Origin of the sequence: Pseudohongiella sp. SYSU M77423 (assembly GCF_029911965.1) — a bacterium.
Classification (GTDB): Bacteria; Pseudomonadota; Gammaproteobacteria; order Pseudomonadales; family Pseudohongiellaceae; genus Pseudohongiella.
This window is the reverse complement of record NZ_JARYTH010000003.1, coordinates 177,492-198,808: the sequence shown is the minus strand read 5'-3', so window position 1 is coordinate 198,808 and position 21,317 is coordinate 177,492. Positions and strand designations below refer to the sequence as shown.

The 21,317-nt window shown below is 55.8% G+C and carries 15 protein-coding genes, 1 tRNA gene, 1 pseudogene and 1 other annotated feature; of the genes and pseudogenes, 12 read left to right on the top strand and 5 right to left on the bottom strand.

Annotation, left to right across the window (positions count from 1 at the left end; genetic code table 11):
- Positions 1 to 8: 8 nt before the first annotated feature.
- The 3 genes from QGM61_RS08565 to QGM61_RS08555 all read left to right on the top strand — a co-directional run bounded on the left by QGM61_RS08565 (position 9) and on the right by QGM61_RS08555 (position 3,571).
- Positions 9 to 1,259: a multifunctional CCA addition/repair protein gene (locus tag QGM61_RS08565; RefSeq protein WP_281132705.1), complete on the top strand. Its 1,251-nt coding sequence runs from the start codon at positions 9 to 11 to the stop codon at positions 1,257 to 1,259.
- Complete coding sequence (locus QGM61_RS08560; RefSeq protein WP_281132704.1) at positions 1,256 to 2,020, top strand: pteridine reductase; 765 nt, start codon at positions 1,256 to 1,258, stop codon at positions 2,018 to 2,020. Before QGM61_RS08565 ends, QGM61_RS08560 begins: the two co-directional genes overlap by 4 nt.
- Before the next feature lie 144 nt (positions 2,021 to 2,164).
- On the top strand, positions 2,165 to 3,571 hold the full coding sequence (locus QGM61_RS08555; RefSeq protein ID WP_237132186.1) for a xanthine permease: 1,407 nt from the start codon (positions 2,165 to 2,167) through the stop codon (positions 3,569 to 3,571).
- A gap of 40 nt (positions 3,572 to 3,611) precedes the next feature.
- Here QGM61_RS08555 and folK read toward each other — a convergent pair whose 3' ends face one another.
- From folK to tsaD, 3 genes are read right to left on the bottom strand one after another with little or no spacing between them, the layout of a single operon-like run.
- Entirely contained in the window at positions 3,612 to 4,133 is a 522-nt protein-coding gene (folK, locus tag QGM61_RS08550) for a 2-amino-4-hydroxy-6-hydroxymethyldihydropteridine diphosphokinase (RefSeq protein WP_281132703.1), read from the bottom strand.
- The gene (folB, locus tag QGM61_RS08545; protein ID WP_281132702.1) at positions 4,130 to 4,483 is read right to left on the bottom strand and encodes a dihydroneopterin aldolase; all 354 of its coding nucleotides are present in this window, start codon (positions 4,481 to 4,483) and stop codon (positions 4,130 to 4,132) included. Before folB ends, folK begins: the two co-directional genes overlap by 4 nt.
- Positions 4,483 to 5,607 (bottom strand): tRNA (adenosine(37)-N6)-threonylcarbamoyltransferase complex transferase subunit TsaD, encoded by a 1,125-nt coding sequence (tsaD, locus tag QGM61_RS08540; RefSeq protein WP_317622169.1) that lies wholly within the window; start codon positions 5,605 to 5,607, stop codon positions 4,483 to 4,485. Before tsaD ends, folB begins: the two co-directional genes overlap by 1 nt.
- A 159-nt stretch (positions 5,608 to 5,766) precedes the next feature.
- On the opposite strand from tsaD, the gene rpsU reads away from it, so the two are divergent.
- From rpsU to rpoD, 4 genes and pseudogenes are all read left to right on the top strand, one after another.
- Complete coding sequence (gene rpsU, locus QGM61_RS08535; protein WP_058023391.1) at positions 5,767 to 5,982, top strand: 30S ribosomal protein S21; 216 nt, start codon at positions 5,767 to 5,769, stop codon at positions 5,980 to 5,982.
- A 92-nt stretch (positions 5,983 to 6,074) separates the two neighbouring features.
- A complete protein-coding gene (locus QGM61_RS08530) occupies positions 6,075 to 6,533 on the top strand; it encodes a GatB/YqeY domain-containing protein (protein WP_281132701.1) in 459 nt (152 codons plus the stop codon).
- Positions 6,534 to 6,551: 18 nt separating this feature from the next.
- Positions 6,552 to 8,363: pseudogene (dnaG, locus tag QGM61_RS08525) on the top strand (DNA primase); the annotation flags it as partial.
- Between the two features lie 121 nt (positions 8,364 to 8,484).
- Positions 8,485 to 10,359, top strand: a complete 1,875-nt coding sequence (rpoD, locus tag QGM61_RS08520) for an RNA polymerase sigma factor RpoD (RefSeq protein WP_281132699.1) — start codon at positions 8,485 to 8,487, stop codon at positions 10,357 to 10,359.
- Positions 10,360 to 10,480: 121 nt separating this feature from the next.
- Here the strand turns inward: rpoD and QGM61_RS08515 are convergent, their stop codons facing one another.
- Positions 10,481 to 12,049, bottom strand: a complete 1,569-nt coding sequence (locus QGM61_RS08515) for a DUF3612 domain-containing protein (protein WP_281132698.1) — start codon at positions 12,047 to 12,049, stop codon at positions 10,481 to 10,483.
- A gap of 191 nt (positions 12,050 to 12,240) precedes the next feature.
- On the opposite strand from QGM61_RS08515, the gene QGM61_RS08510 reads away from it, so the two are divergent.
- The 5 genes from QGM61_RS08510 (at position 12,241) to QGM61_RS08490 (ending at position 19,644) form a co-directional block, all read left to right on the top strand.
- Complete coding sequence (locus tag QGM61_RS08510) at positions 12,241 to 14,433, top strand: malate synthase G (protein ID WP_237132193.1); 2,193 nt, start codon at positions 12,241 to 12,243, stop codon at positions 14,431 to 14,433.
- Between the two features lie 58 nt (positions 14,434 to 14,491).
- Positions 14,492 to 16,087: an isocitrate lyase gene (locus tag QGM61_RS08505; protein WP_237132194.1), complete on the top strand. Its 1,596-nt coding sequence runs from the start codon at positions 14,492 to 14,494 to the stop codon at positions 16,085 to 16,087.
- A gap of 247 nt (positions 16,088 to 16,334) precedes the next feature.
- Positions 16,335 to 17,891: an alanine/glycine:cation symporter family protein gene (locus QGM61_RS08500; RefSeq protein WP_281132697.1), complete on the top strand. Its 1,557-nt coding sequence runs from the start codon at positions 16,335 to 16,337 to the stop codon at positions 17,889 to 17,891.
- Positions 17,892 to 18,047: 156 nt separating this feature from the next.
- On the top strand, positions 18,048 to 19,487 hold the full coding sequence (locus QGM61_RS08495; protein ID WP_281132696.1) for a sodium:solute symporter family protein: 1,440 nt from the start codon (positions 18,048 to 18,050) through the stop codon (positions 19,485 to 19,487).
- Between the two features lie 80 nt (positions 19,488 to 19,567).
- Positions 19,568 to 19,644, top strand: a tRNA-Ile gene (locus QGM61_RS08490).
- Positions 19,645 to 20,047: 403 nt separating this feature from the next.
- Here the strand turns inward: QGM61_RS08490 and QGM61_RS08485 are convergent.
- Positions 20,048 to 21,279 (bottom strand): IS3 family transposase gene (locus QGM61_RS08485; RefSeq protein WP_281132695.1). Its coding sequence is split into 2 segments (ribosomal slippage): positions 20,048 to 20,982 and positions 20,982 to 21,279, totalling 1,233 coding nucleotides; the frame shifts between segments, so codons are not numbered across the junction.
- Positions 20,876 to 20,992 (bottom strand) — a sequence feature (AL1L pseudoknot). (Overlaps the previous gene by 117 nt.)
- Positions 21,280 to 21,317: the final 38 nt, after the last annotated feature.

Genomic DNA, 21,317 nt, shown 5'->3' with positions numbered 1-21,317 from the left:
TCAGCGCCATGCAAACCTATCTTGTCGGCGGCGCCGTCCGCGACCAACTGCTGAACCTGACTGGCTATGACCGTGACTGGGTCGTGGTCGGTGCTACCGTGGATGAAATGCTGGCACAGGGTTACCAGCAGGTTGGCAAGGATTTCCCGGTCTTTCTGCACCCGAAGAGCAAAGAAGAATATGCTCTGGCGCGTACCGAGCGAAAATCCGGCACGGGCTACAAAGGCTTTGTAGTGCACGCAGCTCCCGATGTCACACTGGAACAGGATCTGCAGCGGCGCGATCTCACGATCAACGCCATGGCGCAGGATGCCGAAGGCAATCTGATCGACCCATGGGGCGGCGCCAGAGACCTGGAGAATCGCAAATTACGCCATGTCTCCCCGGCTTTCAGTGAGGATCCGCTGCGGGTATTGCGCGTGGCGCGCTTTGCCGCTCGCTTCCAACCATTCGGCTTCAGCGTTGCCGACGACACCATGCAGCTGATGCGTGACATGGCTGCCAGTGGCGAATTGCAATCGCTGACCCCGGAGCGGGTCTGGCGCGAGGTCCAGTTGGCCATGGCCCAGCCTGGCGCTGCAGTATTTATAGAAGTTTTGCGAGACAGCCATGCTCTTGCACAGATTTTACCCGAGGTCGATGCCCTGTTCGGCATTCCACAGCCTGAAACCTGGCACCCGGAGATCGACACCGGTATTCATACCCTCATGAGTCTGCGCCAGGCTTGCCGGCTAAGCGACGACCCGATTGTCCGGTTTGCCGTGCTGGTTCACGACGTCGGCAAGGGGCTGACGCCAGAAACTGACTGGCCGCGCCACATCGCCCACGAACACCGCGGTCTGGCGCTGATCGACGAGCTGTGTGACCGGCTGCGGGTTCCCAATGATTATCGGGCGCTGGCGCGACACTGTTGCGAATATCACACACACTGCCATCGCGCTCTGGAACTCAAGCCGGCGACAGTCCTGAAACTTTTTAATGCACTGGATGTGTTTCGCAGACCGGAACGGCTGGAACCATTCCTGATTGCCTGCGAGTCTGATGCACGCGGGCGCACCGGTTTTGAGGCACGTGACTACCCTCAGGCAGACTACCTTCGCACCGCATTCCAGGCAGCCAATGCAGTCAGGGTTGCTGAACTGCTGAAGAACAGCGAGAAACGTCCCAGCGGCGAACAGATTCGACAAAAACTCCAGGAGGCACGTCAGCTAGCCATCGCGGGTGTGTCACAGAGAAACAGCAGCGAGCCAGACAAATGACACACAGCGACCCGCAACACCTTAATCCAGTAGTAGTGATTACCGGCGCGGCACAACGCATTGGTGCAGGCACAGCCAGGTATTTTCATGACCAGGGATTTAGAGTGATCATTCATTATCGCCGGTCTCTACAGGCTGCGGAGTCACTATGTGCCGAGCTTAATCGCGTTCGGCCAGAATCAGCCCTCACTGTGCAGGCCGACCTGGATGACTTTGAACAAGTGACAAAGCTGGCAGAGCAGGCACTGGCAGCCTTTGGTCGCCTGGACGTACTGGTCAACAATGCCAGCAGCTTTTTTCCGACCCCGCTGGGCACAATCACAATAGAGCACTGGCATCAACTGATGGGCAGCAACGCCCTTGCCCCGTTGTTTCTAAGCCAGGCACTGGCGCCAGCGCTGACCGAAACTCGCGGCTGTATTATCAACCTGGCCGACATGAACGCCGAGCGGGGCATGGCGGGCTTCACTCCCTACACCATGGCCAAGGCGGCACTGTTGGCCATGACCCAGTCCCTGGCACGGGAGCTGGCTCCTGCGGTGCGTGTCAATTCTGTTTCACCTGGCGCGATTCTATGGCCCGAATACGCTTGTGATGCAGACGAGGATGCACAAAAGCGTCAGCAGATTCTGGCAGGCATACCTGCAGGGCGGCTGGGAACAGAGGACGATATCGCGGCTACCGTGTTTTTCCTGGCCACTCACGGACACTACATCACGGGTGAAAATATCCGTGTCGATGGCGGTCGCGCGCTAGCCTGAGCCCCTCAGCATCACTGCCATCTCTTACAATCATTCACTAGATGAATACATTCAATTTCTCGACGAATACCTTTGCCCTGGCCAAACTAGTTCGTTAAGATCAGGCGGTCACCTAATAACATCTACAATAAAGAGACTCCGACTATGCTGACCAATCGACGAGAAGGGGATGTACAACCCGGGATCAAATGGGGCCCCTTTGTGTTGCGCATTCCATTTATCCACGCCCGGTTTGCGCTGCCGGAGTTTTTGCAGGGAATCTGCGTCGCCGGAGCAACTGGTCTGGCGCTGGTTCCTGTCATGACCGCATCGTTTGGCCTGACCTTTGAAGAAGCGGTCACCATGGCGATGTATCACACCATGCTCATCTCTGCCGCCTGGCTGATTTTTGGCGACCCAGTCGCACCCGGCTGGCTGACGCCGGCGCTGCCATTCATCTTTGCCTTTGTACTTGGTGGCGGCAATACACCTGAAGAGCAGTTCCAGTTGATGACTGCACTCTCACTAAACTTTGCGGCACTGCTGTTTATTCTGGGGGTGACCGGCTTCGGGGCAAAACTTGTCGCCTGGGTGCCCAACGTGCTCAAAGGCGGCATCATTCTTGGCGCAGCAGTGGCAGCCTTCATCCGTATTTTCGACCCCAGTGATGCCGCCAGCGCCCTGAACCTGACACCAATCGCAGCCGTTGCATCGCTGGCGCTGTGCATGTTCCTGACCTTTTCCAAGCCATTCCAGCGACAGGCGGCGCAGATGCCAATCCTTGCCAAGATCGCTGGCCTGGGGCTGCTGCCGGCCTTCCTGGTAGCAGGTTTTGTGGGTTTCTTTACCGGCGAAATGGACTTTAATATCCGCAGTGGTTTCCTGGATGTTCCGGCTCTGACAGCCTCGTTGTGGCAAAAGGCATCACCACTGGTAATCGGTTGGCCGGCACCCAGCATGTTCATCGAAGCATTGCCGCTGGCATTTATCACCTACATTCTGTTTTTTGGTGATGTCGTAACCGGCGAGGAAATGATCAAGAACGCCCAGCCCATGCGTAAGGATGAAAAGCTGGACGTCAACAGCAACCGCCTGCATATGTCCACTGGCATTCGCAACGCGGCAATGGCGGTGGTCGCACCTTTCTTCGGAACACAGGGCGTGTTGTGGACAGGTATTCAGGTTATCGTTCTGAAGCGCTGGGTATCTGGCCGCGACAAAATGGACTCCATTTTTGATGGCATCTCTGCCTACTATGTCTATGGATTCCCGGCGCTGTTTATTGTCCTGCCGATCGTGACGCTACTGCAGCCACTGCTGCCCATCGCACTGGCAGTGACTTTGTTGCTGACAGGCTTTGCCTGCGCAACTCTGGCACTGACCACGGTGACTGACAGTACCGAACGCGGTGCCATGGTGCTTACCGCGATGGCCTTTGCACTGTTTGACCCCTGGACAGGTCTGCTGGCCGGACTGGCGACCATCGCTGTCGTAGTAGGGCCACATGTATTTCTCAGAAAAACCTCAAGTCCTGTCGAACCCGCCCCGGAAGCGGAATCCGGCAATCAATAAGTGATGGGCGGGTTGATAGCCCGCCCTGAGGCATGGAGAGTCAGGCAGGGGTAGCGCGGGACACGCGATGCCCCTGCCACTCAAAATCAATCGGCCACAGCCGCTGCCGACTCTTGTCATAGGCATCCCACAACTGCTGATAGCTGAGACCTGAGTCCGGATCGACCTTGCTGCCACACACCTGCGCCATTGGCCATAGCACAAAGGCATTGGCCGTTATCTCAGGACGCGGCAAAACAACACCCTCATATTCGCCGTGCAGATCATCATAGGTGAGTATATCGATATCCAGTGTTCTGGATGCGAAGCGGGGACCGCCCCTGCGACGGCCATTGGCATCTTCCAGTGACTTGATAATGTCATTGATGCCGGTCAGCGACAGCCTGGTGTCACAGACCACGACCATGTTCAGGAAGTTGCTGCCATCAAACCCGACAGCTTCACTTTCAAACACGCTGGAAAGCAACAGATCGCCAAAATGATGCTGAAGGCCATCCAGGGCCTGGCGCATGTGAAAGTGCGCCTGTTGATTGCTGCCCAGTCCAAGTGTCAGGCAAGTCATGACTGTCCGCGTTCTATGATCACACCTACATCCCGCGCTCCGGTGACCGCGCCTGGTTTGCCTACGCGCAGCCGCAGCCAGTTGACGGGAAATTCCGCCAATACCAGCTCGGCCACGCGCTCAGCCATGGTCTCGATCAACTGAAATTCGGCTGCTTCGATAAAGGCGATCAGCCGTTTGGACACCGCCTTGTAATCCAGAGTGTTGTTAATGTCTTCAGTATTGGCCGCCGCCCGGATATCGGTGGCCATGTCCAGATCCAGACTGACTGTCTGACGGATCTTGCGTTCCCAGTCATAGATGCCGATGACGGTCTGTATTTCAAGCTCTCTTACATAAACGATATCCATTATTCCGCCCTCGCATTGTGAATACTACCTGCCTGCTGATCAGCGTTTACGGGGACAGACAGCCCGGATGCTGGATCAACCAGCCTGTTGAATGCCGACAGAGGCGACAATGTGCTCATTGGCCAGCGTGCCCGCGCCCGAATGGCTAGCCCCTCGCGCTGCCCGGCCATCAGCCGTTGACAGCCAGCATAGGCAATCATGGCGCCATTATCAGTACAGAATCTGGGTTTTGCATAGAACAGCTTGCTGCGCTGGGATTCAACCATCTTTTGCAGACCTGCGCGCAGGCGGATGTTGGCACTGACACCGCCAGCGATGATCAGGGACTTCATGCCTGTGTGTTCCAGCGCTCTGCGACACTTGATGACCAGTGTCAGCACTACCGCCTCCTCAAAGGCCAACGCTACATCAGCACGATCCTGTTCCGTCAGGCCGCCAGGCGCATCCGCCAATGATTCAAGTGTGTTGCGAACATAGGTCTTCAGTCCGCTGAAACTGAAATCCAGTCCCGGGCGATTAGTCATGGGTCTGGGGAACTTGAATCGCCCTGCCTGGCCTTTCTGGGCAAGTGCCGCCACGCGGGGACCACCGGGATACGCCAGCCCCAGCATTTTGGCGACCTTGTCGAAAGCTTCACCAGCTGCGTCGTCCAGCGATTCACCCAACAATGTGTACTGGCCGATTCCCTGCACGGCCACCAGCTGCGTATGACCGCCAGATACCAGCAATGCCACGAATGGGAACTGCGGTGGGTCCTCCTCAAGCATGGGCGCAAGCAGGTGACCTTCCATGTGGTGCACACCGACTGCCGGCACGTTCCAGGCCATCGCCAATGAACGCCCCAACGCCGCGCCTACCAGCAGGGCACCGATCAAGCCTGGTCCCGATGTATAGGCGATACCATCGATAGACGACACGGGAATGGATTTTTCATCCATCAACTGGCGAATCATCGGCAGTGTTTTGCGGATATGGTCGCGCGACGCCAGTTCCGGAATCACGCCGCCGTAGCGCGCGTGCATGTCGACCTGACTGTACAGCGCATCACCGAGCAGGCCCTGCTCACTGTCATAGATTGCGACACCTGTTTCATCACAGGAGGTCTCAAGACCCAGTATTCGCATAAAAACCCATTGATTTATCGAAAAAGACGTGAATAATACGGCAGCCTCGGCGGTTTAGCCAGCCGGCGCCCGCCCGGATGCAGATAACTTTTGCATTTGCCGACAACTCGCATTAACATATGCGCCCCTTTGAATTGAATGGAAAGGTGTCTGTACACTATGCCAATGGTAAAACTGAAAGAAAACGAGCCGTTTGATGTGGCTCTGCGTCGCTTCAAGCGCTCCTGTGAGAAAGCAGGTGTCCTGGCTGAAGTACGCCGCAAAGAATTCTATGAGAAGCCCACAGCTGCCCGTAAGCGCAAAGCCGCTGCAGCCGTGAAGCGTCACCTGAAGAAGCTGTCTCGCGACAACAAGCGCACCAAGCGCCTGTACTGATATTGATCAGTCCCTGGACTGATCAATGGCTGGCTTAGCCGCCACAGCTTTGCTATAACCTGTAGACCCCTACTTCGATACCGGAATCTGTCATGGCCGATTGTGCGTTGAAAAATCAGCTTACAGAAGCGATGAAAGACGCCATGCGCGCCAAGGACAAAGCCCGCCTGGGCACCATTCGCCTGGCACTGGCAGAGGTAAAGAAGGTTGAGGTTGACGAGCGTATCGAGCCAGACGATGCTCGCGTGCTGTCATTGCTGGAAAAAATGATCAAGCAGCGCAAAGAGTCCATCCGTCAGTATGAAGCCGCAGGCCGTACCGACCTGGCCGACACCGAGCAGGCTGAGATCGATGTACTGCAGACCTTCATGCCGGCGGCACTGAGCGAGCAGGAAGTTGACGCCATCATCACCCAGGCTATGGCCGACACTGACGCCAAAACCATGCAGGACATGGGCAAAGTGATGGCCGCCGTTAAACCCCAGGTTGCAGGGCGCGCCGACATGGCCGCCATCAGCCAGACCATCAAAAGCAGACTCTCCAACGCTTGATCATCTCCGGGGGCTGACATGGCTGGTCTGATTCCCCAACACTTCATCGACGACCTGCTTAGCCGGGTCGATATCGTTGAGGTCATCGACAAGCGCGTCAAACTACGCAAGACCGGCAAGAACTACTCCGCCTGCTGCCCATTCCACCAGGAAAAAACTCCGTCGTTCAGCGTTGAGCCCGACAAACAGTTCTATTACTGCTTTGGTTGCGGGGCGGGCGGCAACGCGCTGGGCTTTGTGATGGACTTTGACCACAAAGACTTCCCGGAGGCGGTCGAGACTCTGGCGAACGACCTGGGCCTGACTGTTCCGCGCGAGCAGGGATCCGGCCAGCAGGATGCCCGCCGCAAGAGCGAGCATGACGCTTTAGTCGCTGCCCTGGAACAGGCAAACCAGTACTATCAGCAGCAGCTGCGGCAACATCCATCACGACAGCGCGCAGTGTCCTACCTTAAGTCCCGCGGACTGACCGGCCAGATAGCCAAACGTTTTGGTATTGGCCTGGCGCCACCCGGCTGGGAAAATCTGCTGCAGGAACTTGAACAGAAGTATCGCATTGATCGGGCCACCATGGAGAAAGCCGGCCTGGTGATCGCCCGTGAAGCGGCCAAACGCAAAAGCGACACCGACAGCCACTATGATCGCTTTCGTGATCGCATCATGTTTCCGATTCGCGATGCGCGCGGCCGGGTGATTGGATTTGGCGGTCGAGTGCTGGGCGACGACAAACCCAAGTACCTCAACTCCCCGGAAACACCGGTCTACCACAAGGGCCGGGAACTGTACGGACTTTATGAGTCCCGCCAGGCGTCACGCAAACCCGAGCGCTTCCTCATCGTTGAAGGCTATATGGATGTCGTGGCGCTCGCTCAGCACGGCATCGACTTCGCTGTTGCAACACTAGGCACCGCCACCAATGCCACGCACCTGACCCGACTGTTCCGCCTGGTGCCAGAAGTCGTATTCTGTTTTGATGGCGATGACGCAGGGCGTGCTGCTGCCTGGCGAGCACTTGCTGCCTCCCTGCCCTTGATGGAAGACGGACGCCAGATTCGCTTCCTGTTTCTGCCTGAAGGCGAAGACCCGGACACGCTGGTCCGCAAAGAGGGGTCCAAAGGTTTTCTGGCACGACTGGACAAGGCTCGCTCACTCTCCGACTACTTCTTCGAACACCTGCTGGAAGAACTGGACGCCACCAGTATGGACGGTCGCGCCAAACTGTTCAGTCAGGCGATCCCCCTGATCAAACAGCTGCCGCGCGGCCTGTTTCAGCAATTGATGCTGGATGAGCTGGCACGTCAGACACAGTCCCAGCGGGAAACCATCAACGAGTTGCTGAACAACGCGCCCGCACCACCAGAGCCGGCGACGTCACCGATGCCGCCAGCTCCGCCGGAATGGCCAGATACTCCGCCAGGTTCTGGCAGCCAGCCCGACGCGGAACCAGCCATAAACACCAGACCAAAACAGCGTGTGCAGAAACCGGCCGCACTGGCTGCACTCGAACTATTGCTGCACCAGCCGGATCTTGCGCATTCAACGGAAATAAATGTCGAGCAGCTTCGTCTACTAGATGACCCGGACACAAGTTTATTGCTGGAGTTACTTGAATTTGCGCGCAGCCACCCCAATACAGGAACGTATGCGCTGCTGGGACACTGTTATGGCACACCTCAGGGTAACCGCCTGACGCAGCTGCTCAAAAATGAGAAGATCACTCCCGAGGCCGGCAGGTCACATGAGTTTTCTTTTATTATCAAGTCATTACAGCAAGAAGCAGAGAAACAGGCCATGCGCCGAAAGCTGCTTGAACGATTAAAACCGCTGTCGCGGTCTGCTAAAAACGAACCAATGGACTAAATTTCTGTCTGGTATAGAGTAGCCTCAACGGCTATAATGCCCGGCTGATTTTTATTTCCACAATGTCACCTGTCTAACCGAATGGGAAGCTATGTCTGATTCGCGTCCGAATGCCACTCAATCCGGCTTAAAAGCCCTTATCGCCAAAGGCAAGGAACAGAGTTATCTGACCTATGCTGAGGTCAACGACCACCTGCCGGATACTATTTCGGATCCGGATCAGGTGGAAGACATCATACAGATGATCAACGACATGGGCATCAAGGTGTTTGAAACAGCACCTGACGCTGATGCCCTGCTGCTCAACGATGGTGATGATGACAGTGGCACCGACGAACTGGCCGCTGCCGAGGCGGCGGCAGCACTTGCGGCTGTGGAAAACGAAGCCGGTCGCACGACCGACCCGGTCCGTATGTACATGCGCGAGATGGGCACGGTTGAACTGCTGACCCGCGAAGGCGAAATCGTCATCGCCAAGCGTATCGAAGAAGGTCTGCGCGAGCTGATGAAATCAATGGCCAGCTTTCCTGGCACAATTGATCACGTTCTCGCCGAATACGACCTGGTAGCCACAGAAGAGCGCCGCCTCACAGACATTATCACCGGTTACCTGGAAGTTGATGATGACACGGTACCGGCGGCGGCTGCAGACAGCAGTGATGACACATCGTCTGATGACGACAGCAGCAATTCCGACAGTGACGATGATGACGATACTGTCAGTGGCGTTACCGACGACGAAGAAACCACTTCAGGCCCGGATCCGGAAGAGGCGCGTCTGCGCTTTGAAGAACTGCGTGCTCAGTATGCGGTCACCGAAGCTGCGCTGAAAAAGCATGGCCGGGGACACAAGAAATCTGTCGCCGAGCTGGATAAGCTGGGCGATATGTTCAAAACATTCAAACTGACGCCCAAACTGTTTGATCACCTGGTCAACCAGGCTCGCGTCGCGCTGTTCCGTGTGCGTCGACACGAGCGCGCCATCATGACGCTGTGTATTCGCAACGCCGGCATGCCACGCAAGGTGTTTGTCACGACATTCCCGGGTTCGGAAGTCGACGAGAAATGGGTGAAGCAGTTCGCCAAGACCAAGGAAGCCTGGGCGGGTCGCCTGCAGGACCTGGCCGAAGAAATCGTGCGCGCCCAGCGCAAGCTGCAGACCATGGAAGAAGAGAGTGGCCTGACCGTTGCCGAAATCAAGGAAATCAACCGCGGCATGTCGATTGGCGAAGCCAAATCCCGTCGCGCCAAAAAGGAAATGGTGGAAGCCAACCTGCGACTGGTGATCTCAATCGCCAAGAAGTACACCAACCGCGGGCTACAGTTCCTCGACCTGATTCAGGAAGGCAACATCGGCCTGATGAAGGCCGTGGACAAATTCGAATACCGTCGCGGCTACAAGTTCTCGACCTATGCGACATGGTGGATTCGTCAGGCCATCACCCGCTCAATTGCGGACCAGGCGCGTACCATCCGTATCCCGGTACACATGATCGAAACCATCAACAAGCTGAACCGTATCAGCCGTCAGATGGTCCATGAGAAAGGCCGCGAGCCTACCCCGGAAGAACTGGGTGAGCGTATGGACATGACTGAAGATAAAGTACGTCGTGTGCTGAAAATCGCCAAAGAGCCCATCTCCATGGAAACACCAATCGGTGACGATGAAGATTCGCATCTTGGCGATTTCATCGAAGACTCTACTGTCGAGTCACCGGTTGACTCCTCCATTGAGGAAGGCCTGCGAGAAGCCACTCGGGAAGTGCTGAATAGCCTGACCGCGCGTGAAGCCAAAGTGCTGCGTATGCGTTTTGGTATTGATATGAATACCGACCACACTCTGGAAGAAGTCGGCAAACAGTTCGACGTCACCCGTGAGCGCATCCGTCAGATCGAAGCCAAGGCGCTGCGCAAGCTGCGTCACCCGACACGTTCGGATCATCTGCGCAGCTTCCTCGACGAGTAATATCAGCGGGGACGGAGTGTCACTCCGTCCCCGGCTTTGCTCACCCCAGACAGTATTACCGCATGCTCCCTCTCTGCGACACTCATTCAGCCCTTCCCGAAAATCTCAAAATTACTAACAACTAGGTCTCCTCGCGAATTTCCTGCTGCATACGCTCCATGACCGTCATCGTGTCAGCTGACTCTGCTGCCGGATAGCAGCTTGGAATACGTGGGCACATTGACCCTCGAGAGCATATCAACCTGGCAGGGTTGGCCAGCCCCCGCTCAACCCAGGCAATATTGAGTATTCGCCCGGCGCTCAATATGGCGCGCCGCACATAGTCAGGCACAGCACTGTCGCCACCTCCCTGTGCACACGCATCTTTTAGCTGCTGGGCAATCTCCCTGGCAGGGCTTCCCGCTGCATCCAGGGCCGGATTGAGGTCTATGCCAGCACACAGCACATGCGGATTATCCGCCATGTCGCGGTCCGGCACCGACTCGCAGCAGTAAATCCGCGGACCGTCGCGAGTGTCCAGTACTGATATCTGTGCAGAGGCACCTCTCTGACTATCCGCCAGCATTCTGAACACCGACCAGTGCTGACAGGGGTCTTCCACCTGACGCATATTCCCCCATGGCAGCGGAATACCGTTGCCGCGATACACCGCCTTCAGGGTACCCGGCGCATAGGCATCAAAGTAATGCCAATGGGGATAAGGTGAGACAGCCGTCATTCGCCGCATGACTACGGAAGGTGACACATCAAGCTGTTTGTGGACACCGACCTCGTAGCTGTTTCTGTCCAGCAACTGCCGAAACGGGACTTTAGGGCACAGCAGTGCGCCAGCGAAAAAACTGCACTCAAAATCACGCCAGGCATTAAGAATATCCTGTGCATCCAGATCCGAACCTGTCTGCCGTCCAGAACTGTTATTGCTCTGGCTTCTACCCGCCAGCAGCACGCTTTTTAAGCCATCCTTGTTGTGCAAAGTAAAATGACCAATATGTAGCGCCAGGTCGTACTTTAACCTTCCAGCCTGCTTTTTTAGTGTTTCATTCAGATACAGGGTTCCTGGAGGATCAAAGAAAGAACGCACCGTTCCCAGAGATTTTACGCCAGCCTCATCTTTGACTTCCTTGGGCGTTCGGGAGAACCATTTTATTTTGACACCGGTTTTGCGGATGATTGACAGCATATCATCGACGTGGATGGGCAGCTGTTTGCCTCCTACCTCCTCTGCGGCGCGTTCGATATCCGGAAAATGATTGCGATGGTGTTCCTGATGCGCTCTTATCAGCAGATGCGCTAACTGACGACCACTGGTGCCGGTCTGCGCCAGCATCTCGGGAATTGCGATCTGAAGAATCTCCTGGGAGAAAAGAAACCCAGGCTCCAGCGCGATGCCGGCTATACCGCCCCGGCCCGACTTGTCGGGCCTTATCTCCTGTTCGGCCTCTGCATCATCCATAAACCACTGCGGATCCTTCTGGAACACCGCGGCGATCACAGCAAGCGTGTCCCGGGCCGGAACCCGCTTCCCCCTTTCAATCATCGACAGATAGGACACTGAAGGCGCAAGCTCAGGATCCAGCTTGACACAACGTGCTGACAGATCCTCCATGGTCAGTCGATTGCGTTTACGCAGATTGCGGATCTTGGTGCCGAGAAAATGCGAGCGCCGGGTGAGTGTCTGACCAGTAACCATAAGCGTCTCCCTGCCTGAAAATCAGGCATGACGGTGGCTGCAAACTCCTGAATTCAAACTTTAAACAGCCTGTTTCTGAGGCCTGTAAAATTCGCCGATTTGTGAAATTCACAATGTGAAATTTTAATTGTGAAATTCCATTAAATGATTTTATACACTACCTGCCGTTCCACACAAGCAGGAGATGACTCATGGAAAATGCATTGCGACAAGCGGACCAGGATTTCAGCGCGATCGATCCGGCATTCAAAACCTTTCTGACAGACGAAGTTCTGCCGCTGACGGGGCTCCAGCCAGAGGCGTTCTGGCAGGAGTTTCAGGCGCTAATTGAAGAGCTGTCGCCAAAGAACCAGGAACTGTTGGCTGAACGCGATCGACTGCAGCGACAGATTGACGACTGGCATAAACATCACCGCCATCAAACACACGATGCAGCAGCGTACCGAAACTTTCTGAGCGCCATTGGCTACCTGCAGGCTGAACCTGCAAAACTCAGAGTCTGCCCAACACCCGTGGACGAAGAGGTCGCCGAGATTGCCGGACCGCAACTGGTAGTCCCGCTGAAGAACGCCCGTTTCGCGATTAACGCCGCCAATGCGCGCTGGGGCAGTCTCTATGATGCCTTGTACGGATCTGACGCCATTGATTTGTCGGGCGATCTTGAGCCTGGCAAAAACTACAATCCTCTACGTGGCGCGGCTGTCATTGAGCGGGCAAGGGATTTCCTGGACGCGACCTTCCCGCTGGTGGAAGGTTCGCACCACGAAGCCACCAGATATCTGGTCAAAGATGGTGAACTGGCCGTTAAACTGCAGCATTGCCGGATAACACACTTAAAACACCCAGAGCAGTGGGTAGGCACGATCGGCGCTGATACAACACTGCGTTCAGTCTTTCTCCGCAACCACGGTCTGCATGTGGAAATTCGCATTGATCGCAGCACAAGCCCTGGCGCGGAAGATCTGGCGGGCATTCAGGACATCATGCTGGAGTCGGCGCTGACAACCATCATGGACGCCGAAGATTCCGTTGCTGCCGTTGATGCTGAAGATAAAATCGACGTGTATCGCAACTGGCTGGGCCTGATGCGCGGCGATTTGACAGCAAGCTTTGAAAAAGACGGCATCCGTCATATACGCACGCTCAATTGTGATCGTGTGATCACCGCACGCGATGGTGCCAGACAGACACTGCGCGGTCGCTCATTGATGCTGATCCGTAATGTCGGCTTACTGATGAGCAGCGAACTTGTTCGTGATCGCGCTGGCAACGAGGTGCCGGAAGGCATCATCGACGCGGTTGTCACAGCCCTGATTGGCTCGCTTGATATCCGTGGCCCTTATCAGAAACGCAACTCCCAGTGCGGAAACATTTATATCGTCAAACCCAAATTGCATGGACCTGCGGAGGTGGCGTTTACCGATCAGTTGATGAGCCGGGTTGAGGATCTGCTGCGATTGCCACGCCACACCATCAAACTCGGCATCATGGATGAGGAACGACGTACAACCGTCAATCTGGCATCGTGCCTGGATCAGGCAAAACATCGCGTGGTTTTCATCAACACGGGCTTTCTGGACCGAACCGGTGATGAAATACATACCTGCATGCAGGCTGGTGCCATATTGCCCAAGGATGAAATTAAAACGAGCCGCTGCATTCAGGCCTACGAGGACCGCAATGTAGATATTGGCCTGGCCAGCGGGCTGAACCGCTGTGGTCAGATTGGCAAAGGCATGTGGCCAAAACCGGATAACATGGCTGAGATGCTGGCCAGCAAGCAGGCCCATCCCCGCGCGGGCGCCAGCACCGCCTGGGTACCCTCGCCCACGGCCGCGACGCTGCATGCATTGCACTATCACCAGGTGGATGTAGCCGCAATGCAAGATCAATTGACGACCCGAACACGCGCCTCACTGGACGATATTCTGACGCCTCCGCTTCTTGGAATCAGTCGCGAGTTGAGCGCAACAGAGATACACAGCCAGCTCCAGAACAACATCCAGGGCATTCTGGGCTACGTGGTACGGTGGATAAACCAGGGCATTGGCTGCTCCAAGGTTCCGGATATTCATCAGGTTGGCCTGATGGAAGACAGAGCCACTCTGCGTATTTCCAGCCAGCATATTACCAACTGGCTATTGCATGGGCTGTGCACGCAGGATCAGGTCTTATCCATCATGGAAGAGATGGCGGAGCTGGTTGATCAGCAGAACCATGGCGACCCCGACTATCGTGCCATGACGCCAGCCCCCGCGGACAGTCTCGCCTTTCAGGCCGCTCGCGAGTTGATCATGCGAGGCACCGATCAACCCAGCGGGTATACCGAACCCATTCTTCATCATTACCGGAAGCTGGCCAAACAGCAGCTGCGTAGCGCATAGATCCAAAATAAACCCATAAACACTTTAAGCATTGAATTTGCACACGGAGAGACCAGCAATGAATTATCAGCAGGAAATGAAACTGTCCAATAACATTCTCGGCCAGCAAGGGGTCAGTTGGAACACTATTAGCCCGGAGCACCTCACGCGCATGCGTTTGCAGAACCGGTTTCGCAGCGGCGTGGATATCGCCCGCTACACGGCGAACATCATGCGCGAAGACATGGCAGCCTATGACCGGGACCCAGCCCAGTACACACAGTCTCTGGGCTGCTGGCATGGATTCGTGGCACAGCAGAAAATGATTGCCATCAAACAGCATTTCGGCACGACACGTGGCCGTTACCTTTACCTGTCTGGGTGGATGGTCGCGGCAATGCGTTCACAGTTCGGCCCCCTGCCGGACCAGTCGATGCACGAAAAAACAGCTGTGCCCGCGCTGATTGAGGAAATTTACACCTTCCTGAAACAGGCTGATGCCCGCGAACTGAATCATCTGTTCAAGGAGCTGGATAGCGCCCGTGAATCCGGCGACCAGGTCGCCGAGCACGTGGCTTTAAGGAAGATCGACAACTTTCAGACCCATGTTGTACCCATCATCGCCGATATAGACGCTGGCTTTGGCAATGAAGAAGCTACTTATCTGTTGGCTAAACGCATGATTGAAGCCGGCGCCTGCTGTATCCAGATTGAGAACCAGGTTTCGGATGCAAAACAGTGTGGTCACCAGGACGGCAAAGTGACTGTTCCACATGAGGACTTCCTGGCCAAGATCAATGCAGTGCGATATGCGTTTCTTGAGCTCGGCGTTGATGATGGCGTCATCGTGGCGCGAACCGACTCACTCGGCGCTGGCCTTACACAGAAGATTCCCGTCTCCAAAGCACCCGGTGATCTGGCTGATCAGTACAACGCCTTTATTGATGGAGAGCCAATCGAATCACTGGAGCAGCTGGCCGCCGGCGAGATGGCGCTGCGACAGGGCGCTGAGGTGATTAAGCCCCTGCGCATGCCGAATGGTCTGGTCCGGTTTAAACCCGGTTCAGGCGTAGATCGTGTAGTACTCGATTGTGTGACCGCGCTACAGCATGGCGCTGACCTGCTCTGGATAGAAACTGAGAAACCCAACCTGGAGCAGATCGCCAACATGGTCTCCCGTATTCGGGAAATCGAGCCATCCGCGAAACTTGTTTACAACAATAGCCCATCGTTCAACTGGACATTGAACTTTCGCCAGCAGGTCTTTGACGCCTGGCAGGCAGAGGGACGCGACACCAGTGCTTATGTGCGCGATCGCCTGATGGAAGACACCTATGATCAGACCGATCTGGCACAGCAGGCGGATCAATTGATACAGCAATTTCAGCGTGATGCCGCAGCCGAGGCAGGCGTGTTCCATCACCTGATTACATTACCGACCTATCACACCGCAGCTCTGTCCACCAATGACCTGGCACGTGGCTACTTTGGAGAACAGGGCATGCTGGCCTACGTTGAGAAAGTTCAGCGGCAGGAGATTCGCCGCAGTCTGGCCTGTGTCAAGCACCAGGACATGGCCGGATCGAATATTGGTGACGACCACAAGGAGTACTTCGCTGGAGACAATGCGCTTAAGGCATCCGGCAAGGACAACACCATGAATCAGTTCGCCTGACTCCAGAGCCTTGTTCCAAGGCCTGGAGGAGTTTCGACCAGGGAAGGTTGTCCAGTTGAATCGCACTGGCTGGCCGCATGGATGCGGCCATTTTTTTGGATCCAACAAATGCTGCGTCTTCGAGCTAGTCGGGCACTGGCTCAACATTCTACGTGGCACAAGCTTGTACCGCGCAGGCCTTACGGGAACCGGCACATTGGTGATAAAGTCTGGCCACAGCCAATAACAAAATCCGGGGCCAGACCACGTGCAGGGACTCTTTGAAAGCATAAACCAGTTCTTCTCATTTATTGGCCCCATCTCCGACGCCGTCTGGGCGTTCCCCACTCAGTTCAGCATCTACAGCCAGATTCCTTTGCTGGGGCAAATGTCGTTTGCTGTGCTGCTGCTATTGGGCATGGGCGTCTGGTTCACCTGGCGCACCGGTATTGTTCAGATACTGAGCTTTCGAGAGGCCGTTCCGATCATGCTGCGCAAGCAGGATCACGACGTAGGCATCAGCGCATTGGCGTCATTCCTGCTGGGCCTCGCCATGCGCGCGGGTCCGGGCAATATCGTTGGCGTCACTGGTGCCATCACCGTCGGCGGACCCGGCGCGCTGTTCTGGATGTGGGTGGCGGCGCTGTTCGGCATGGCAACGGCATTCATGGAGTCGGTACTGGCGCAGTTATTCAAGGAGCGTAAGGACAATGAATTTGTCGGCGGCCTGCCGTTTTACGGTCGTCGAATCCTGGGCAACAGTCGTCCAATCGGTATTATGTTGACGGTGGTTTTTATCACCTACGCACTGTTCAACGTTCCCGCCCAGACCTTCAATGTATTTTCTGCCGTCAGCACCATTGCCACGACTGCGACCGGACTGGAATCGGATCCACAATCACCGCTCTACTACGGCATTGCAATCATCCTGGTACTTAGCTGCGCCTGGATGATCATGGGCGGCATTCGCCGCGTTACCGCCTATACCAACGTGCTGGTCCCGGTAATGGCAGTTATCTTCTGCGGCATTTCTCTGCTGATCATTCTGGTCAATGCACCGCTGGTGCCCGGCTTTTTTGCGGCCGTTGTTACAGGCGCCTTTGCGCCAGACGCTCTGTTTGGTGGCGCCATGGGTGTCGCGCTGGCTGAGGGCGTACGCCGCGGACTGATGTCTAATGAGGCCGGCCAGGGCACCATCACCATGGCGGCCGCTGCAGCAGACAACAAACATCCCTGTGAGCAGGGATTTGTGCAGAGCCTGGGGGTATTTTTCGACACCATTGTTATCTGCACACTCACCGGTTTTATTGTCGTGCTCGCCCAGGTCTGGAGCGGTGCCAGTGACAGTGCGGTATGGCAGGCGATGAGTGCATCACGATTTGGCACCTACCTGGCCTCCGTGCAGGCGTTGCTGCCTGCCGCGCTCACTGCGACGGTGACGATCATTCTGGCGATCTGTTACTGTCTATTTGCCTTCACCACATTGCTCGGCATGATTTCATTTGCCGAAATATCTGCGAACTTCATTTCCCGCTCGCCCCATTTCATTACCGGAATTCGTGTCTCCGGCTCCTTGGTGTTTGTACCTTTTGGGGCGCTGTCTATGCTGGCCGGATTGAATCTTGGCAATCTGTGGGCGATCACGGACCTGACCAACATCATCATGGTGTATCTCAATATCCCCATTCTGCTGCTGGGAGCTCCCATGGTTTATGGCGCGCTGCAGCACTATCGCAAGACCAGTGGCGGGATGTTTATCTCCGAGGAAATTGGCATCAAAACGGTGCACTGGACCAGAGAGAATCAACAAGACCTGCCAAATTGACGTATATGACGGCCTTACGACTAAAAAATGCTTTTTTTTCTGGAATTTTTCTTTATCATGCGCGCTTGGCGGCAACAGAGCCTGCACCCTGGCAGGTGGTCACACAAACGCCTTTAAACTGACCTGTAATCCACAACCTGTTTCCCGAGGTTGCTTATGTTGCTAGCTCTGGTTGTAGTTTATCTGCTTGTTTCCATTGGTATCGGTGTCGCCGCTGCGCGCAAAGTGCATTCTGCCAGCGACTTTATTACCGCCGGTCGCAGCCTCCCCATGTTTATGGTCATTGCCATGGTGTTCGCGACCTGGTTTGGTGCGGAAACCGTTCTCGGCATATCGGCGACCTTTCTTGATGAAGGTTTTCGTGGCCTGATCTCTGACCCCCTGGGTGCCGCCGCCTGTCTGGTGCTGTTCGGTCTGGTGTTTGCGCTGCCCCTGTATCGGATGAAACTGCTGACGCTAGGTGACTTTTTCTATTACCGCTTCAACAAAAAGACCGAGATGGTGCTGTCTGCCTGCATCATGCTTTCCTACCTGGGCTGGGTGTCTGCACAGGTCACCGCGCTGGGCCTGGTCTTTAACGTGTTGTCAGAAGGCTCGGTAAGCATGACCGCCGGCATGGTCATCGGCGCCGGCGTCGTGATGATCTACACACTGGTTGGTGGTATGTGGTCAGTGGCGGTGACAACAACCGTGCAGATGGTGGTCATTGTTGCCGGCCTTCTGCTGGTCACCAGCTCCGCCACCAACATGGCTGGCGGTGTCGGTGAGGTCGTGGCCGCTGCTGCTGCCGAAGGCAAATTCGAATGGCTGCCGGCCATGGACCTGATTGATATCCTGGGCTGGACGGCAGCGCTGTTTACGCTGGCTCTCGGCTCTATTCCCCAGCAGGACGTTTTCCAGCGCGTGAACACTTCCAAGAACGAGCGCGTGGCCGTCTGGGGTACCACCCTAGGTGGCGTGGCCTATTTCTTCTTCGCCGCGATTCCCCTGCTGCTGGCCTACAGCGCCAGTATGGTCGACCCCGCCGCCACCGAAACACTGATGGCGGAAGACTCGCAGCTGGTGCTGCCGAGCTTCGTGTTCAATCACATGCCTTTCTGGCTGCAGGTAGTATTCTTCGGCGCCCTGCTGTCCGTCATCATGAGTACCGCTTCCGGTACATTGCTGGCACCGTCAGTCACGTTTACAGAAAACATTCTGCGCAACTTCCTGCCCAATATGACGGACAAGCAGTTGCTGCTTTACACGCGGCTGACGGTATTTGTATTCACCATTATGGTCATCATCAACGCCGCCGCCTCAGACGGCAACATTCATGCAATGGTCGAAAACGCCTACCGCATTACACTGGCAGGCGTGTTCATCCCACTGACTGCCGGCCTGTTCTGGCGCCGCGCGAGCAACTTTGGCTGCACGCTTTCCATTGTTCTTGGCCTGGGAAGCTGGCTGTTGCTGGAAATCCTGTACCCGGAAATCCCCTTTGAGCCGCAGTTTGTGGGTCTGGCATTCAGCCTGGTGGGCATGATCTACGGCTCAATGGTACGTCCCAATCCGCATCGCGGCAATCACCGGGGCCTGGCTGAGCCGCGCGGTTAACGCCATCACTGGCAACTTGCGGGTTTGGCCTTTATAATCCGCCATTCGTTTTCGCCCCTGCGCTCGCGGGGGCTCAAAACGGGCCTATAGCTCAGTTGGTTAGAGCAGCGGACTCATAATCCGTTGGTCCCTGGTTCGAGTCCAGGTGGGCCCACCATCTTTTTGGCAGTTTTCCGCGTTAAATCCGATACTTTTCATTTAGTTAGAAGCCGAGAAACGGACTTTTGGCCGGTATAAGTGACGGACTATGCATCCGTTGCTTGGGAAATAGTCCTTTAATCCAGCTTATAACACTGCCGCTTGGAGCGGCCGACTCGCAATCGATCACTCGCAGGTTAGCCTCCTGCTGGGGGCGCCGTTGATTCGCCGTTAACGCGCCGAGATTTGCCTGGTCAATCGATGAGGCATCCGTTGCGTTTGTAGCACTCACAAGCTCCAAGTTTTACCGCCACGAGACTAGAGCAGGCAGAAATAGGCCGCTTACAGTCGGAGCCTTTGTTTAGTGGGGTTTTTTACCTATATGAATCGCCCCGGGTTTCCTGGAGGCCATTTGGTTTAAGTTACGCCGCTTGAGCCATTGGTTCACTCAGTTGGCGGTAGTAGGTTGCCTCAGCTTCTGCCGGAGGTATATACCCGATGCTTTCCAACAGCCTGTGTTGATTGAACCAGGTCACCCATTCCAGTGTGGCCAGCTCCACGGCTTCACGACTTTTCCACGGCGCCCGGCGATGTATCAGTTCGGTTTTGTACAAGCCATTGATCGTTTCTGCCAGTGCGTTGTCGTAGCTGTCACCTCGACTGCCAACCGATGGCTCAATACCAGCCTCAGCCAGTCGTTCTGTGTAACGGATAGAGACGTATTGCGAGCCGCGGTCACTGTGATGAATCAGTGCATCGGTTGGCTGACGCGCATACAAGGCCTGCTCCAACGCGTCCAGTACAAAGTCTGTGCGCATGCTGGTACTGACACGCCAGCCAACGATGGAACGAGCAAACACATCAATCACGAATGCCACATAGACCCAGCCTTGCCAGATAGAGACATACGTAAAATCAGACACCCACAGCTGGTTGGGTCTGTCCGCATTAAATTGCCGATGAACCTTATCCAGCGGGCATGCCGCGTTCTGATCAGGGATCGTGGTACGCACAACCTTGCCGCGTCGGGCGCCCTGTATGCTCATGACTTTCATCAACCTTTCCACTGTGCAGCGCGCCACTGTGATGCCTTCGCGGTTAAGCTGACGCCACAGTTTGTCAGCGCCATATACCTGGAAATTAGCGTTCCACACACGGCGAATCTCAACCATCAGCTCCTCGTCACGTTTGGCTCTGGCGCAGCGCAGCTGCGGGCTGCGCTGGCACGCGGCATAGTGCCGATAACCCGATGGGGCAATCTGCAACACCCTGCAGATCGGCTCGACCCCATAGGTGTCGCGGTGACGGTCAACAAACTCTCTCAGGACTTGAATCGGCGGTCGAGCTCCGCCTGTGCGAAAAACGCGCTGGCCAGCTTCAGAATCTCATTGGCCTTGCGCAGCTCTTTGACCTCGCGCTCAAGATCCTTGATGCGCTGCTGTTCGCCGCTGGTGACACCAGGGCGCTCACCGGCATCAACTTGATGTTTGCGCACCCAGTCGTTCAGGGTCTGCGGCACACAGCCAATTTTTGGGGCAATCGACTCGATTGCAGCCCACCACAGGGATGGATACTCACCGCGATGCTCCAGCACCATACGCACGGCGCGCTCGCGGACCTCAGGGGAAAATCGGTTTGACTTTGGTTTGCTCATGGCTCCATTCTCTCAGAGTTAGGAGCCTCCAGGAAACC

Coding starts and splice junctions, on each gene's coding strand:
- QGM61_RS08565 (WP_281132705.1), top strand. CDS start 9: ATGCAAACCTATCTTGTCGGCGGCGCCGTCCGCGACCAACTGCTGAAC.
- QGM61_RS08560 (WP_281132704.1), top strand. CDS start 1,256: ATGACACACAGCGACCCGCAACACCTTAATCCAGTAGTAGTGATTACC.
- QGM61_RS08555 (WP_237132186.1), top strand. CDS start 2,165: ATGCTGACCAATCGACGAGAAGGGGATGTACAACCCGGGATCAAATGG.
- folK (WP_281132703.1), bottom strand. CDS start 4,133: ATGACTTGCCTGACACTTGGACTGGGCAGCAATCAACAGGCGCACTTT.
- folB (WP_281132702.1), bottom strand. CDS start 4,483: ATGGATATCGTTTATGTAAGAGAGCTTGAAATACAGACCGTCATCGGC.
- tsaD (WP_317622169.1), bottom strand. CDS start 5,607: ATGCGAATACTGGGTCTTGAGACCTCCTGTGATGAAACAGGTGTCGCA.
- rpsU (WP_058023391.1), top strand. CDS start 5,767: ATGCCAATGGTAAAACTGAAAGAAAACGAGCCGTTTGATGTGGCTCTG.
- QGM61_RS08530 (WP_281132701.1), top strand. CDS start 6,075: ATGGCCGATTGTGCGTTGAAAAATCAGCTTACAGAAGCGATGAAAGAC.
- rpoD (WP_281132699.1), top strand. CDS start 8,485: ATGTCTGATTCGCGTCCGAATGCCACTCAATCCGGCTTAAAAGCCCTT.
- QGM61_RS08515 (WP_281132698.1), bottom strand. CDS start 12,049: ATGGTTACTGGTCAGACACTCACCCGGCGCTCGCATTTTCTCGGCACC.
- QGM61_RS08510 (WP_237132193.1), top strand. CDS start 12,241: ATGGAAAATGCATTGCGACAAGCGGACCAGGATTTCAGCGCGATCGAT.
- QGM61_RS08505 (WP_237132194.1), top strand. CDS start 14,492: ATGAATTATCAGCAGGAAATGAAACTGTCCAATAACATTCTCGGCCAG.
- QGM61_RS08495 (WP_281132696.1), top strand. CDS start 18,048: ATGTTGCTAGCTCTGGTTGTAGTTTATCTGCTTGTTTCCATTGGTATC.